Origin of the sequence: Gottschalkia purinilytica, from assembly GCF_001190785.1 — a bacterium.
Taxonomy (GTDB): Bacteria; Bacillota; Clostridia; order Tissierellales; family Gottschalkiaceae; genus Gottschalkia_A; species Gottschalkia_A purinilytica.
Map to the genome: position 1 here is coordinate 1 of NZ_LGSS01000025.1, position 15724 is coordinate 15724.

Below are 15724 nucleotides of genomic sequence, written 5' to 3' on the forward strand. Positions count from 1 at the left end.
CTAGGAATTAACTGGCTTTTCACTATTCAATTTTCAAAATTCAAACTTGCTTAATTACTTTATCATCTTTGTCGTTCTTTGTCAAGAACTTTTTTATTTTGTTTTTCACCACTGAGTGATGACTCTTACTACTATATCACATATGAACCTTCATGTCAATAGTTTTTTTATTTGTTTTTTATTAATTCAACTTGCTATCTTTTTATATCACTATTTTTAGAGAGCAGATTTTCATTTTCACATATTCGCAGTTAAAAGTCAATAGTTTTTTTATAATTTTACTTTAAATTGTATTATTTTTTTTGTTTTGTCTAAACTCTAACTATGATTTTTTATTAAATATAGTAGCAATTTAAGCAATTTATGAATAATCTAAAGTACAAGTTGAGGAGGATATAATATGTCCATTCATTATAAAAAGAGAAATGTTTCTATTGACTCAAGTTCTCCTTTAGCTAAATCAAATTTGAATGATATACTACTTGAGTATTTAGATAACTATTATGATAATAGTTATGATAAATTAGTTATACTTTGTATAGGGACAGATAGGTCTACTGGTGATTCCCTAGGGCCTTTAATAGGATACAAATTATATGATATGCTCAAAATATATCCAAATGTTTTAGTTTTAGGAACTTTAGACTCTCCTGTTCATGCTAAAAACCTTGAGAAAAAGATAGAATGGATTTACTCTCAATTTAAAAAGCCTTTCATTATCGCTATAGATGCTTGTTTAGGAAAGCAAGAAAGAATAGGATATATAAATATTTGTAAGGGATCTATAAAACCAGGTGCTGGAGTAAACAAAGTACTTCCTGAAGTAGGGGACATGCACATAACAGGCATAGTTAATTTTAGCGGCTTCATGGAATATATAGTTCTTCAAAATACTAGACTTAATTTAGTTATGCGCATTGCCGATATCGTGTCTTCTAGTCTAATAATATCTTTATGGAGATTTTTTAAAAAGCAAAAAGAGTTAAATCAGAAATAGATTCATAAAAAAACTCTGACTCAAATATATTTGAGTCAGAGTTTTTTTCTTTAGAAAGTAACAGACTTTCCATAGTAAGCACACTCTAATATCTTTTCAAAATCTTGTGCACTAGCTTCTCTTGGATTAGAAGCTGTACAAGGGTCTAAAACAGCATTTTCTGATATGTATCTTACTGTAGATTTAAATTTATCTTCCTCTACTCCAATTTGTTTTAATGTAGAAGGTATATTTAATAAAGTATTTAACTTTTGTATTGTATCTATTAATGAATCAACGAGTTGTTTTTCAGTTCCTCCTTGTAATCCAAGTAGCCTAGCTATATCTGCATATCTACTTAAAGAAGATTTAGCATTAAATTGAATTACATATGGTAGTAAGATTGCATTACAACATCCATGTGGAATTTCATATTGTGCTCCTATTTTATGAGCTAAACTATGAGTTATTCCTAGAAGAGCATTACTAAAAGACATACCTGCTAAACATTGAGCTATATGCATTTCTCCTCGTGCTTCTTCGTCTCCATTATAAGATGCAACTATATTATCAACTATACTAATTATAGATTCTTTTGCTAAGGAATCTGAAAATCTAGATCTATTAGAAGCTAAATATGCTTCTATGGCATGAGTAAGTGCATCCATTCCAGTATAAGCTACTAACTTTGGAGGCATAGTATTTGGAATATCAGTATCTAAAATTGCTATATCTGGAGTTATTTCAAAGTCAGCAAGAGGATATTTTATTTTTTGAGAGTAATCTGTTATCACAGAAAAAGCTGTAACTTCTGTGGCAGTACCACTAGTTGAAGGTATTGCTACAAATATGGCTTTGTTTCTAAGTCTAGGAATAGTAAATGGATCTTTTATGTCATCAAAAGTTTTATCTGGGTGTTCATAAAATACCCACATAGCTTTAGCAGCATCTATTGGAGAACCACCACCAATAGCTACTATCACATCTGGCTCAAATTCCCTCATTTTTTCTGCACCATTCATTACTGTTTCTACAGAAGGGTCTGGTTCAACACCTTTAAAGACAGTAACTTCAAGTCCTGCTTCTTTTAATGTGTTTTCTACTTTTTTTAAGAATCCAAACTTCTCCATTGAAGAGCCACCAGTTATAACCATAGCTTTTTTATGTCCCTTTAAATTTTTCAGCTCTTCTAATGCTCCTTTACCAAAATATAAATCCCTAGGTAATGTAAATCTAGCCATAACATCACTCCCTAATATTTTTTGTATATCTTATTATATTTAGTATATATAATTATTTTGTTTTTTACAATTTTATCCATGTCCATAAAACGCATTTATGCTCAAAAATAATCCAATTTCATACTAATAAAACAAAAGAATGTACAAGATTAGCTAAAAAGACTCTAAGTTTATTTCAATTGCATAAAACATTTAAGTCTACATATTTAAATTAAAACAACCATGAGAATTCATAACTCTAAACTACCATAATACATTTTTTAAAATAGGTTATATCACATTTAATTTTTAAAGTCATACTTCTAAAGAACATATCTTAGTTTAATTAATCAATAATCTCACTTATTTACACATTAGATATCAATCAAATATAGGACTATATGATCTATTAGTTATTATTTTATTTATTTCCTGTGTATTCTTACCTTTTGCATTAATAAGTAATGTGCCTTTATTACCTGTATCTTCTTGGCTGTTACTCATACTTATAATATTGCTATAATAAGAAATATCTTGTCCGTCTGCCATATATATTACAGCCTCTATATTTTCCCCACTATCTATATCTACTATCTCATATCCTAAATTATGCAAATCAGTTCTTATTTCGTCTAGTCCATCCTGAACTACTATTTTCATAGACATAAAAAACACCCCCATAGATTTAATATATGTTTATTATCATCTATGGGGGATATTTTTATTCTTATATTAACTACATATAATACTTAATTTTTCATCACATATTTCAAATATAGACTCATCTTCAACTTTTAATACTTCTCCATCTATATTAAGATTAATACTATTCTTAAAGTTAATCTTTACAGTTTTACATCTGTAGAATTCTACATATTTTTTTATTTCTTCGTGTCTACCTTTAAATATAATAGGAAATAAAGCTAATAACTTTATTTTATTTACATCTTTTATTATACATACATCGAAATATCCATCATCCATTAACGCCATAGGACAAATTTTCATTCCACCACCATAATTACTTCCATTTCCTATAGCTACTAATAGAGCATCTCTTTCAATTTCTTTATTGTCTAATTTTATTTCGAACTTTTTAATTTTATAGGAGACTATAGTTTTTAATAGTCCTAGAGTATATGCAAATTTACTTTTTATATGTTTTTTTATCTTTTGAGTATTTTTAACTATATCAGCATCTATTCCTATACTAGAAACATTTAAAAATAATTTATCATTTGCTTTCCCTATATTTATCTGTTTTACATTAGGATTTGTTATATAGGATAAAGCTTGTATAGTATCCATTGGTATATTTAAACTTCTAGCCAAATCATTTCCAGTTCCACCTGGAATTATGCCTAAAGTTCCTTTTTTTCTTGATATAATGCCATTTGCAACTTCATTTATAGTTCCATCTCCACCTACAGCCACAATTGTATCATATCCTTTTTCTATACCTTGAATAGTTATTTCTGTTGCTTGACCTGCTCTTTCAGTTTCTACAATTTCATAATCTATATAAATATTGTGACCAATATATTCTTCTATAACAGGTATAAGCTTTTTTGCCTTTGTCTTTCCTGCTACAGGATTTACTATAAAAAGTACTTTCACTGTAATCCTCCACCAATATTAAAATCTAATACTCTAGTACACTTGCTTGCTTTCTAGCTCTATCTAAAGCCTGAATTTCTTCTACAGATAGGGCATAGTTAGATTCTCCATTAACTATTGGTTTCGCATATACATTACTATCTTCTCTTCCATATATACTTGTAAGAATAAATCCATTTAAACTTTCATCTAATAATGCTATTGAGAAACTTAAGTCACTTCCCATATCATTAAATGCATTATATCTTATAAATCCAACTTTCTGTACAGCAAACTTTACTTTACTTTCTATATCTTCACATTTTTCTTTAGTTTCTAAAACTTCTGTTTTTACTTTATTTACATCATCTAAGTATTTTACTAGCATATTTTCTAGTGATTGTCCACTAGTCCCTTGAAGTATCTTGTAAAGTTTATTGTATTTTCTCACCATAGACGCTATTTTTATTCTATTCAATAAGTTGAAAAACAAAAGTAATATACATGCTATTAAAAGTGCAAAGGTTATTTCAAAATTATAGGTGATAAAAATACTTTTAAGGTATTCCATATGCTTCTCCTTTCTCTGTTTTGTCAATTATTAAGATTATTCTACTATATCTGCCAAATTCCTTCTGGTTCGATGATAAATAAAACAATTATACAGTAGTTTCGTCATATGGTCCTATATTTCATCTACTATTTGCTTAATTGCTTCTATTGTTTTATCTATATCTTCTTTAGTTGTAAAAGGTCCTATGCTAAACCTTACTGTACCTTGCTCGAAAGTTCCTATAGTTTTATGAGCTAAAGGTGCACAATGTATTCCAGGTCTTACTCCTATATCATATACATTGTCTAACACATATGCTATTTCTGATGAGTCTTCTTCTCCTATATTTATTGATACCACAGGAGCATGTTTCTTAACATCACAAGGTCCATATATTTTTACTTCTTCTATCTTTTTTAGTTCTGATATAAAATACTCAGTTAAATGCTGCTCATGTTTTCTGATATTTTCTATACCTCTATCTAGAATATATTTTATTCCTGCATATAGTCCGGCTATCCCTGGAGTATTAGGAGTTCCACTTTCAAACTTATCTGGAAGCATATCAGGCTGTATTAAAGATTCTGAACTACTTCCAGTTCCTCCTTCTCTTATACTTCTAATTTCAAGTCCTTCTCTTATACACAATCCACCTATCCCTTGAGGTCCTAGCAAACTTTTATGTCCTGGAAACACAAGTATGTCTATATTCATATCTTTTACATCTATGTCATATACTCCGGCTGTTTGAGCTGCATCAACTATATAAATTATATCATTTTCTTTAGCTATTTGTCCTATATGTTTTATTGGAAATATAGTTCCAGTAACATTAGAGGCATGAGTTGTCACTATAAGTTTTGTATTAGGTCTTATACTTTTTTCTATATCTTCTAGATTGATATTACCATCTTCATCACATTCCACTATAGTTGTCTCTACGCCTATTTTTTCTAAGGCTTTAAGGGGTCTTAATATAGAATTGTGTTCCATAGATGATGTTATAACGTGGTCTCCTGAGTTGAGAACTCCTTTAATTGCTAAATTAAGCGCATCCGTAGCATTGTATGTGAATACTACATTCATAGGATCATCTATGTTAAAAAATTTAGCTATTAGTTCTCTAGTCTCATATATTATTCTACCAGCTTGAAGAGCTAACTTATGACCAGATCTCCCTGGATTAGCACCATAGTGTTTCATAGAATCCATTACTGCTTCGTAAACTTCATCCGGTTTTGGATAAGTTGTAGCAGCATTATCTAAATATATCATTTTAATATCACCCCTAAAATTAGCTTTTATATAGTATAGTCCTAAGCTTAAGTTTTGGTCTGACATTTTTAAGAAAATTTTTAAATTTTCATTAAAAATTATATAACAGCTTAAAAAAGATTAAGCTGTTACCATAATTATAGAATATTATATTTACTTATTAATTAAAAGTAGTTTTTATATATTGTAATTATTTTTTTATATCTCTTAAGCTTATTAAATTTCCACCATTTTTTACTAAAATAATTTCCGTAATTATACCTGTTGCTATCTCTTCAGGTATATTACTTCCCATATCAATTCCTATAGGAGAATATATTTTATCTAGACTTTCTTTTGATATGCCTTTATTAATTAAGGTTTCCTTTATATTTTTTATTTTATTAGAGCTTCCCATCATCCCAATATATCTTGCTCCTCTATCTATCACAGCCTTAAGTGCCACTTCATCGAATTTGTGTCCATGAGTTACCAAAACTATATAGCAATTATCATTTATAGGATAGTTTTTTAAATCTTCTTCTATATTTCCTGGATATAATTCACTTGCTTCTGGAAATCTTTCTCTGTTACAGTAATTCTCCCTATCATCAAATATAACTATATCAAAATTTTGTGTTTTAGCTACTTTATATAGCTGTGATCCTATATGTCCTCCACCTACTATAAGTAACTTAGGCTTTGGCTTAAATACTTTAATAAATATATCTGCTTTAACATCACATACCTTTCCTGAATGTTCTTTTTCTATATTTAAATCATAATGAAAAAGTTCACTTTCTCCTTTTTCTAGGCACTCTTTAGCTTTTTTTGTGCATATAAATTCAACATTTCCGCCTCCTACAGTTCCAAAAGTCGAACCATCTTCAAATACGCACATCATAGCTCCTATTTTTCCTGGATTAGTTCCTTGTATTTTGGTAACAGTAGCTAAAGCTACTTTTTTTCCTTTACCGATCTCTTTAAGAACCTTATCTAATATTTGACATTCCATATTAATCTCCCCTACATGCCTTTTTTATTTTTCATGTATAATATGGCCTCAAGCACTCCTCCACCAATAGATCTAGCTTTATCTGATATAGTAAAACAATGATCTCTTGAACACCTAGGATCTATATCTGCTATTTTTAAATCCTTAAGAACCTTTGATCCGTTTTTTATTATTCCCCTTAGTGTCCCATCTAAAGTAGCCTTAACAGGCACATTTTCTACATATGCTATATCTTCACCTTTTTTCACAACATCGCCAATTTTTTTTATATTTTTTATTACACCACTTTCAGGAGATTTTATAACTCTTTCCTTTCCATATCCCATGATAAGTCCTGGAATTCCTGTATTCTCTTGAGCCTTTCCCTCAAATATTAAAGAACCTAAATAATGCCCTCTATTTGTTTCTATAACTACATCTACGTCTTTATTAGCTTCAAATCCCGGCCCTATAGCTATAGTTATAGGAGCCATATCCTTTTTTGTTCCTATGTTTCTCTTAGCCATTATTGCATCTACTAATATGTCTGCCTTTATGGATTCTATTATCTTACATTCTGGATCAACCATTACAGGAATATTTCCGTCTTCCCAAGCTTTCTTAACTTCTTCTATTGTTTCTACTCTAATACCTGTTACTCCATCTATTTCTATTTCTCCTTCAAATATGGCTTGAGCAAATGAAACTGTTCTTCTTATAACTAGTGGTTTTTCTATATCCAGCATAACAATCTTAAATCCGCTTCTATGCAATCTATGTCCTATACCCGTGGCTAAGTCTCCTGCACCTCTAATTACTACTACATCCTTCATTTGTTTATCAACTCCATTCCTGTTAATCGTTTATAGTCCTGTAAAGTATCAATATCTTCACCGAAAAAGCTTTTATCCATTTCTATGAACTTAACTTTGTCTATGTTTTTATCTATAACTTCTCTTCCCCCTATATCTCCATTTATCATTAAGAGACTATCTCTATAGTGAGAAGAAAAAATAACAGGACTTCCTCTTTTTTCATCATAAGTCGGAACTACTATTTCTTTATTTTTTATAAATTCATTTATTAGTGTATTTATAGCATTTGAACTTATAAAAGGTTGATCTCCTACTACAAACATGTATCCTTTAGAGTTCAAATTTGTATTTTTTATTCCTATTTTCATAGCTTCACTTTGACCTAATTGAGCATAAGGATTATAAACTGTATAAATCTCATATTTTTCTCCTATATTCTTTACCAGTTCTTTTCTATATACAAGTATTATTTCTTGAACATTGGAGTTTTTTACTTTTTGTATAACTCTTTCTATCATTGGTAATCCGTCTATTTCTAATAACAGCTTGTCTCTTCCCATTCTTTTTGAAAACCCTGAAGCCATTATTATAGCACTAATCAACTTATCACCTCTTACTCATTCATACTTCCTACTATAATTTCATCTATTTCACACTCATTGTCTAAAAGAAGGTTCTTAATTTTTAAAGCGGAACTAATTCGTTCTTCTCCCTCAGCCTTATTAAGTATTAAATATTTTTTACTAAGTTTAGGTGAATCTTTATATAATCCTTCATTTGATATTACTAAGTTAAATATTATATTTTCATCTATTATTTCTCCAAACTTACTATCTGTAACACTAGTAAATATTTCAGGTCTATGGACATTTTTTTCATTTATTTCTTTTCCAACGGAATCCATTCCTATTACCCCTATTACCTTTGTGGTACTATTTGGTATAACAGGCTCATGATAAGAAGGTGCTTTTATAGGTTTTCTTTTTGATCCATCTGCTTCTACTAAAATAACGTCAAATATATTTTTACTGACTATGTCCTCTATAGTTTCTTTTTCTATACCTTTTAACTTATCTTCTCTTATGATATTTTTAACTATTACTGTAACCGATCCATTGGTAACGTTTTCCATATTATCTTTGATACCTTCACCATAAATTATAAAATTATCGTATTGTGATTCATCTGGCATCATTATAGCTGTAGTAGTAGTTACTAGCACCTTCTTATTCAGCGCTCTCAGTTCTTTAGCTAATTTAAACATAGTAGTAGTTTTTCCACCACCACCTACTATAGACACAAGTTCAAATTCATTTAAATTGATATCTATTTTTTTAGATAGATTCAATTTATCACCTACTTTCCAAATGGACATACCGGATAATTACAAACTTCACAGTTTAAGCATAGTCCTCCATGTCCTAACTTTGCTATATCTCTTCTGGTTAAAATTTCTCCTGAAAGGATTCTCGGAAGTGTTAAATCAAGAATAGTTGCTTTGTGATACATTCCACATGCAGGTATTCCCATAATAGCTACATTATCTTTGTAGGCTAGCATAAACATAGCTCCGGGAAGCACAGGTGACCCATAGGTTATTACATTATTTGAAACATTTCTTATTGCTGAAGGAGTTACATCATCTGGATCTACAGACATACCTCCTGATGTTAATACAACATCAGCTCCAGATTCAATAAGATAATTTATTTCTTCCTCTATTTTTTCTTGATTATCAGGTGCATATCTTATCTCTAGTAAAATTCCACCATAGTCCTTGATCTTCTGAGTAAATACAGGACCAAATTGATCCTTTATTCTTCCTTCATATACCTCTGATCCAGTGACAACTGCACCTATTTTTAAAGGTTTGAATTTTTTTACTCTTATAATTTTATTAAGCTTTTCAGATATATATTTTATTTTATTTATCTTCTCTTTATCTATAATAAGAGGTATTATTCTCGTTCCTGCTACAACTTGACCTTTTCTTACTAAAGAATTGTTATGAAGAGTTGATAGTATAAGTAGATCAATACTATTCACCTCTTCTAAACCTTCAACATTAACTTTAAGTATTCCGTCATATTCTGCTTTTAATGAAACTTTTCCTTCAGATGGACCTTCAAAGTATAGCCCTTCACCAGATACATGCTCTGCTATTTTAAAAGCAGCATCATCTTCATGTAATTCATTCTCTTTAATATCTAAAATATAAATGTTATTTTTCCCCATATCTTTTAACTTTTCAATATCTTCTTCTCTTATAACATGCCCTTTTTTAAATGCTACACCTTTAAACTCTCCTGGAACTATTCTAGTTAAATCATGAGCTAAAACCATACCAACTGCATCTTCTACTTTAACTTTTTTCAAAACTTAAACCTCCCACTCTAACTTACTAATAATATAATACTTTAAATTAAACTTAATTTATTAATTATATATACGTATAGTGAATTTTTATCTTGAAAGATATTAAAGGAGTGAGATTTAAAGCTCTATTAATCTAGCTTTATAGCTTTATCTAATCCTTTAGTTTATTATAACCATATAATAAACTAAAAATTAATGAAGTTTAAAATTCTAGTAAAGACTCTACCGAAAGACCTACTTGAAATACACGTTGTCTTTCATCTAGTATAGCGAGGAATTTAAACCTCCTCCCGTCTTCAACTCGTTCTTTAATACAAGTCGTTATGAAATCTTTTTTATTTTTCAAATCACTATATATATCATCAAGATCATATAAATTAATTCCTATACTATGTTTTTCATTACAATACTTAACAATTCCATTTTTATCTGCTATATATATACTATCTACCCCAGTGGCTTTAAGCATATCATTTAAAAAATTGTCATTTATATCTTTATTTTTACTTTGATTAACTATGAATCTAACATCTCTCAGCATTTTTCCTTCCATTACTTTACTTGCAACATATTGAAGCATGTCATCAGTAGATTTATCTAAATAGTGTATAACCTCTTGTAAGCTAGTTGATTTTTCATTTTGAACTATAACCTGACTTTTTATTTCTTGCATTTGGCCTGTCACTTCTCTAGTAAAGTCTGTTATTTCTTGTATATTAACTAGCATTTCTTTTCCATTTTTATTTAGTTTTTCCATAACCGAAGTTATATTTTGTACTTTATCTGTTGTAAGTATTAATGAATCATTTATTCTATTAAAATCATCTACATTTTTTTCAATTATAGCATATCCTTCTTCCATATTTGAAACTTCTTTTTCCATGTCCTTTGAAATTTTAACAATGTCTTCTCTTAGTTTCAAAATAACGTCTGATATTTTTTCTGATACTTCATTAGTTTCTTTAGCTAATTTACTAACTTCAGTTGCAACTACAGCAAATCCTCTTCCCTCTTCACCTGCTCTTGCAGCCTCTATTGAAGCATTTAATGCTAACATATTTGTTTGATAAGCTATGGAATTTATAAGCTCAATAAATTTGGATACACTTTCAGAGTAATCCTTAAGTTCATTTATTTTATTAGCTGTTTCAACTACCATATCTCTAGTTGATTTTATTTTTTCCTTAGCAATACCAGTTGCATTTATTCCTGCTTGTGTTGCCTCTATAGATTCAGTAGTGAATTTACATGTTTCTGCAGCTTCTTTACTTATGTGTTCTAAATTATTTGTTGTTTCTTCTGTTTTTTCTGAAATGTTATTTAACATTTGTAGTTGTATTTCACTATTTTCACTTGTCATTTCTGCTGATGAAGCTATAGTTTGAATTCCTGCTAATGATTCATCATATATATTATTTATTTCTTTACTTACTTTCGAAACTTCTACAGATAAGTTAGCCTGGCTTTTAAAGCTACTTTTCATTTCTCTTATTACTTCTCTTAGCTCCCCCATTATTTCACTATTTATCCCAGCACTACTTTCTTTTATATCTATCATGAGATCATTTTTATTTATACTATTTAAATAAAATCTAACCTTATCTATATAATAACTATAAATCTTAAATAAAGCTATAGATGTTCCAAAAGAAATTATTAAAATTAATGCTAAAGTAAATACAATATTATCAAACTTTACTACTAAAAATGCAAATAATCCATGTAACACTACTAATCCTAAAAAAAACTTAATTATACTTTTTATTTTCCCACTACCCATTTTCTAGACCCTCCCCCTAATGAACGGCTAGTTAATCATTATTTTCTCTGTTCCTTTTCAACTATTAATTTTAATAGTTTTTCAGGTGTTACAGGCACTTCGGTAACCCTTACTCCTACTGCATTATATATCGCATTTAATATTGCTGGAGCAACATATGTCATAACTGGTTCACCTATTCCCTTAGCTCCAAATGGACCTGTACTTTCTGGATCTTCTACTATTATCTTTTCTACATTAGGCATATCTAAAGAAGTAGGTATAAGATAATTAGAAAATCTATTATGCTTTATTTCTCCCTTTTTAACATTTAAGTCCTCAAATATAGCGTATCCATAACCCATAGCAAATCCTCCATCTATTTGACCTTCTATTAGTAAAGGATTTATTGCTTTTCCTACATCTTGAGCTACTACTGCATTTATTATATCTACTTTTCCTGTTTCCGTATCTACTTCAACTTCTACTCCACATGCTCCAAATGTATAAGGCCAGTAAGGACATCCTTGACCCTCTTCTTCATCCATTTGTGTTGAATGAGCTATAAAGACTTCTTCTTTTCTGAGTAAATTATCTTTAAAGCTCTTTGCTATATCCTCAAATGTAACTCTTTTATCTGGAAAAGTTTTAAGATAAACATTTTTATTCTCTACTTTAAGACCTGTTTCACTATTCAATTCTAAAATTTCTACCGCTCTTTTTATTATTTCTTTCTTCAACGATTCTGCTGCCTTTTTTATTGCATTCCCAGTATTGTATGTTTGTCTACTTGCAGCTGCTGTTCCCGAATCTGGAGTTATACTAGTATCTTCATTTATAAATATTATATCTTCTACTTTAAGTTCCATTACTTCAGCCGCTATTTGACTCATTATAGTTTTTGCACCTTGACCAACTTCAGTAGCTCCCACATAAATAGCTACTCTACCATCAGGTCTAAGCTCTGCTACAGCATTTGACACATCAGGGAAACCATTTCCGTAGCCTGTTCCATAAAAAGTATTTCCAAATCCTATTCCTCTTTTTTTCATATCTACTTCACCGCCCTTTATTTTATAGTATTTATACGCTTAGTAACTTCTTCTATACAATTTTTTAGTGGAATACTCTCAGCTAATATTTGTCCTGTAGCTGTTTTAGAACCTTCCTTGAATATATTTTTTAGTCTAAATTCTATCGGATCCATTTCTAATTTTTCTGCTAGCATATCCATTTGTTGTTCATATGCTATAGGAGGCTGTGTAGCTCCAAATCCTCTCATTGCACCAGCAAATGGATTATTTGTATATACTGCATAAGAATCTACTTTTACATTTGGTATCTCATAAGGCCCAGTAGCATGTACTCCACCTTTTCTAAGAACATTAGGAGCCCAAGATGCATAAGCACCCGTATCGCCTATTATAGTAGCTTCCATAGCTAGTAGTTTTCCATCTTTAGTAGCACCTGTTTTGTATTTCATAATATAAGGATGTCTTTTAGAATGTGCTTCAAATGATTCATCTCTTGAATATATAGCTTTTACAGGTTTTTTTGTAATATAGGCTGCTAAAGCTAAATGTATCTGGAGAGTTATATCTTCTCTTCCTCCAAAAGCACCACCTACAGCTGGATTTATTATTTTGATTTTTTCCAAAGGTAATCCCATTGCTTCTGCAACTTCAAGTTGATCAAAATGAGGGTATTGAGTTGCCACACACACTGTTAATGTCTCATCTTCTTCCATATATGCTACTCCAGCTTCTGGTTGTAAGAATGCATGATCTACCATAGATGTTTTATATTCATTTTCAACTATAACGTCACACTTACTAAAAGCTTCTTCTACATCTCCCGTTTTAAGTTTATAATGATACAATATATTACTGTCCTCATTATCGTGTACTTTTGGAGAACTTTCTTTCATTGCTTCTATTGGATCAAATACTGCTTCTAAAATATCATAATCTACTTTTATCTTACCTAGAGCTTCATCTGCTATTTTTTCTGATTCAGCAATTACAAACGCTATAGGATCTCCTACTCTTCTTACTTTTTTTTCACAAAATACTTCATGATCCTTAAACAATACACCATGACTATTATGACCTGGAACATCTTTATATGTTAATACCTTAATAACTCCATCTATAGCTTCTGCTTCTGATGTATCTACTTTTATATAAGCATGAGGGTATTTTGATCTTAATGTTTTTCCATACAACATACCGTCCATATAAATATCTTGAGGATATATAGCCTCTCCCTTTACTTTTGAAAGTGCATCTACTCTTAAAACACTCTTTCCTACTATATTCAAGGTCATATTACTCATCCTCCTTTAACTTCTTTGATGCTTTTTCTATAGCATTTACTATCTTATTGTATCCTGTACATCTACATAGATTACCTGATATTGCTTCCCTTATCTCAGATTCATTTGGATTTATATTTTTATCAAGAAGTGCTTTTGCTGATAATACCATACCTGGAATACAGAAACCACATTGGACAGCTCCTTCTTCTAAGAATGCTTCTTGGATTGGATGAATTTCTTTGCCTTTCTGTAAACCTTCTATTGTCAATATATTTTTATTCTCTACTTGAAAAGCCATTACTAAGCATGAATCTACTATTTCACCATCTACTATAACAGTACACGCACCGCATTCTCCTTCTCCGCAACCTTCTTTAGTCCCTGTCAGTCCTAGATCCTCTCTTAATACATCTATTAATCTTTTAGACTCATCTATATAAATATTCTTAGTTTCACCGTTAACAGTAAATTCAACATTTTTCATAGATAATCCTCCTTTTTTTAAACATTAGTTGGTAATTAATTCTAAAGCCTTATTCATTGCTTCTTTGAAAATCCCCTTAACAGCTTCACTTTTAAACTCTACTGTAGATCTTCCTTTTAGTCTTTCTTCTACAACCTTTTTGAAATAATCTGAGCCTTCTAATATCGTTTTATCTTCTAACTTTTTATTTATTAAAAACTCTTCAACTTTCTTTTCTCTTAAACAATATTTTCCTAATGCTCCACTTCCAATTCTTATGTTTCTTATTACTTTATTATCATCTACATCAACATATAAGCTAGTGCAAATTCTAGATATAGCTAGAGCTTTTCTAAGTCCTAATTTACTAAATGATAAAACTTGATTTTTTTCTAATTCTTTGAACTTTACTGAGTATAAGATTTCATTAGGCTTAATATCTACTTTTCCTTTATCTAAAAATAGATTTTCTAATGGTACTTCTCTCTCTGAATTTTTACTTTTTATAGTTGCTATTGCTCCTAATGCAAGTAAAGGAGGTACAGTATCTGCAGCTGGCGAACCATTACAAATATTCCCTCCTATAGTTCCTCTATTTCTTATTTGTGGCGATCCCACTGAATGAGCAGCCTCTTTTAATCCTATGATATTATCTCCTAATTTATTAGATTTATATATACTACTAAAAGTAACTGCTGATCCCATTTCAATGTACCCATCTTTTATATTTACTTCTTTTAGTTCTTGTACATCGAATATGTCTATTAAGACCTCTGGGAAAACCTCATTGTTTTTAAGCCCAATAACCAAATCTGTTCCTCCAGCTAATAACTTAGCTTTTTCTCCATACCTGTCAAGTAAATCCAGTATGTCTTCTAGATTTGTAGGCTTGTAAGTCTTTTTTATATTCATAAAAACCCTCCTTAGTTTAATCTTAGGAAAATGTTTTCCTGGCTTTTCTTTTAATGTTTCCTAATGAAACAAATATCTATGCTTAAACTACAAAAAGTAATTTTCTAAATTAATTAAATAAATTTTAAACAATAATATTCTTATGTGTATCAAACTTTTAGACTGGAACTACTTTAAAAGTTTATTATATGACTTTTCGTTAACTTAGATTCGTGATAAGAACAATTTCCTTAATGTAACAAAGTTAACGTCATTTGTTGTTATAATTTTAACTTATCTTTATATATTTTACACCTCATAAATATATATATCAATAACACTATATGGCATATGACTTAATTTTTTAAAAAATAGTCTCAAAACTTCGTCTTGAGACTATTTTTTATACATATACTATTTATAATAAAGCAATTCTTAAGATGAAAATAATTGCTAAAATATACATAACAATTGATACATCTTTGAATTTTCTTGCTAATACTTTTAAAG

At 29.7% G+C, this 15724-nt stretch carries 16 protein-coding genes; 1 reads left to right on the top strand and 15 read right to left on the bottom strand.

Going from position 1 to position 15724, the window contains the following annotated elements:
• Positions 1 to 400 precede the first annotated feature (400 nt).
• Entirely contained in the window at positions 401 to 997 is a 597-nt protein-coding gene (gene yyaC, locus CLPU_RS15365) for a spore protease YyaC (RefSeq protein ID WP_050378853.1), read from the top strand.
• 50 nt (positions 998 to 1047) lie between these two features.
• Here yyaC and CLPU_RS15370 read toward each other — a convergent pair whose 3' ends face one another.
• The 15 genes from CLPU_RS15370 to CLPU_RS15440 form a co-directional block, all read right to left on the bottom strand.
• Positions 1048 to 2217, bottom strand: coding sequence for an iron-containing alcohol dehydrogenase (locus CLPU_RS15370; protein WP_050378854.1), 1170 nt, complete (start codon positions 2215 to 2217; stop codon positions 1048 to 1050).
• A 360-nt stretch (positions 2218 to 2577) separates the two neighbouring features.
• Complete coding sequence (locus CLPU_RS15375; protein ID WP_050378856.1) at positions 2578 to 2862, bottom strand: YkuS family protein; 285 nt, start codon at positions 2860 to 2862, stop codon at positions 2578 to 2580.
• 66 nt (positions 2863 to 2928) lie between these two features.
• Positions 2929 to 3813, bottom strand: a complete 885-nt coding sequence (locus tag CLPU_RS15380) for a diacylglycerol/lipid kinase family protein (RefSeq protein WP_050378858.1) — start codon at positions 3811 to 3813, stop codon at positions 2929 to 2931.
• Between the two features lie 25 nt (positions 3814 to 3838).
• Positions 3839 to 4363, bottom strand: coding sequence for a DUF4446 family protein (locus CLPU_RS15385; RefSeq protein WP_050378859.1), 525 nt, complete (start codon positions 4361 to 4363; stop codon positions 3839 to 3841).
• A gap of 114 nt (positions 4364 to 4477) precedes the next feature.
• The gene (locus CLPU_RS15390) at positions 4478 to 5620 is read right to left on the bottom strand and encodes an aminotransferase class V-fold PLP-dependent enzyme (protein WP_050378861.1); all 1143 of its coding nucleotides are present in this window, start codon (positions 5618 to 5620) and stop codon (positions 4478 to 4480) included.
• Between the two features lie 190 nt (positions 5621 to 5810).
• Positions 5811 to 6614, bottom strand: a complete 804-nt coding sequence (locus tag CLPU_RS15395; RefSeq protein WP_050378863.1) for an XdhC family protein — start codon at positions 6612 to 6614, stop codon at positions 5811 to 5813.
• Positions 6615 to 6625: 11 nt separating this feature from the next.
• Positions 6626 to 7426, bottom strand: a complete 801-nt coding sequence (gene yqeB / locus CLPU_RS15400) for a selenium-dependent molybdenum cofactor biosynthesis protein YqeB (protein ID WP_050378865.1) — start codon at positions 7424 to 7426, stop codon at positions 6626 to 6628.
• On the bottom strand, positions 7423 to 8010 hold the full coding sequence (mocA, locus tag CLPU_RS15405; protein ID WP_050378867.1) for a molybdenum cofactor cytidylyltransferase: 588 nt from the start codon (positions 8008 to 8010) through the stop codon (positions 7423 to 7425). Before mocA ends, yqeB begins: the two co-directional genes overlap by 4 nt.
• Positions 8011 to 8021: 11 nt before the next feature.
• Entirely contained in the window at positions 8022 to 8756 is a 735-nt protein-coding gene (yqeC, locus tag CLPU_RS15410) for a selenium cofactor biosynthesis protein YqeC (RefSeq protein ID WP_050378869.1), read from the bottom strand.
• Between the two features lie 8 nt (positions 8757 to 8764).
• On the bottom strand, positions 8765 to 9784 hold the full coding sequence (locus CLPU_RS15415; RefSeq protein ID WP_050378871.1) for a molybdopterin-binding protein: 1020 nt from the start codon (positions 9782 to 9784) through the stop codon (positions 8765 to 8767).
• A gap of 202 nt (positions 9785 to 9986) precedes the next feature.
• Positions 9987 to 11564, bottom strand: coding sequence for a methyl-accepting chemotaxis protein (locus CLPU_RS15420; protein ID WP_050378873.1), 1578 nt, complete (start codon positions 11562 to 11564; stop codon positions 9987 to 9989).
• Positions 11565 to 11602: 38 nt separating this feature from the next.
• Entirely contained in the window at positions 11603 to 12595 is a 993-nt protein-coding gene (locus CLPU_RS18095) for a xanthine dehydrogenase family protein molybdopterin-binding subunit (RefSeq protein ID WP_050378875.1), read from the bottom strand.
• A gap of 17 nt (positions 12596 to 12612) precedes the next feature.
• Complete coding sequence (locus CLPU_RS18100) at positions 12613 to 13878, bottom strand: xanthine dehydrogenase family protein molybdopterin-binding subunit (protein WP_268760487.1); 1266 nt, start codon at positions 13876 to 13878, stop codon at positions 12613 to 12615.
• The gene (locus tag CLPU_RS15435; RefSeq protein WP_050378879.1) at positions 13871 to 14344 is read right to left on the bottom strand and encodes a (2Fe-2S)-binding protein; all 474 of its coding nucleotides are present in this window, start codon (positions 14342 to 14344) and stop codon (positions 13871 to 13873) included. Before CLPU_RS15435 ends, CLPU_RS18100 begins: the two co-directional genes overlap by 8 nt.
• Before the next feature lie 24 nt (positions 14345 to 14368).
• Complete coding sequence (locus CLPU_RS15440; RefSeq protein ID WP_050378881.1) at positions 14369 to 15235, bottom strand: FAD binding domain-containing protein; 867 nt, start codon at positions 15233 to 15235, stop codon at positions 14369 to 14371.
• Positions 15236 to 15724 lie beyond the last annotated feature (489 nt).

Excerpts from the sequence above, each read along its gene's own strand:
- yyaC (WP_050378853.1), top strand. The coding sequence starts at position 401 with ATGTCCATTCATTATAAAAAGAGAAATGTTTCTATTGACTCAAGTTCT.
- CLPU_RS15370 (WP_050378854.1), bottom strand. The coding sequence starts at position 2,217 with ATGGCTAGATTTACATTACCTAGGGATTTATATTTTGGTAAAGGAGCA.
- CLPU_RS15375 (WP_050378856.1), bottom strand. The coding sequence starts at position 2,862 with ATGTCTATGAAAATAGTAGTTCAGGATGGACTAGACGAAATAAGAACT.
- CLPU_RS15385 (WP_050378859.1), bottom strand. The coding sequence starts at position 4,363 with ATGGAATACCTTAAAAGTATTTTTATCACCTATAATTTTGAAATAACC.
- CLPU_RS15390 (WP_050378861.1), bottom strand. The coding sequence starts at position 5,620 with ATGATATATTTAGATAATGCTGCTACAACTTATCCAAAACCGGATGAA.
- CLPU_RS15395 (WP_050378863.1), bottom strand. The coding sequence starts at position 6,614 with ATGGAATGTCAAATATTAGATAAGGTTCTTAAAGAGATCGGTAAAGGA.
- yqeB (WP_050378865.1), bottom strand. The coding sequence starts at position 7,426 with ATGAAGGATGTAGTAGTAATTAGAGGTGCAGGAGACTTAGCCACGGGT.
- CLPU_RS15420 (WP_050378873.1), bottom strand. The coding sequence starts at position 11,564 with ATGGGTAGTGGGAAAATAAAAAGTATAATTAAGTTTTTTTTAGGATTA.
- CLPU_RS18095 (WP_050378875.1), bottom strand. The coding sequence starts at position 12,595 with ATGAAAAAAAGAGGAATAGGATTTGGAAATACTTTTTATGGAACAGGC.
- CLPU_RS18100 (WP_268760487.1), bottom strand. The coding sequence starts at position 13,878 with ATGAGTAATATGACCTTGAATATAGTAGGAAAGAGTGTTTTAAGAGTA.
- CLPU_RS15435 (WP_050378879.1), bottom strand. The coding sequence starts at position 14,344 with ATGAAAAATGTTGAATTTACTGTTAACGGTGAAACTAAGAATATTTAT.
- CLPU_RS15440 (WP_050378881.1), bottom strand. The coding sequence starts at position 15,235 with ATGAATATAAAAAAGACTTACAAGCCTACAAATCTAGAAGACATACTG.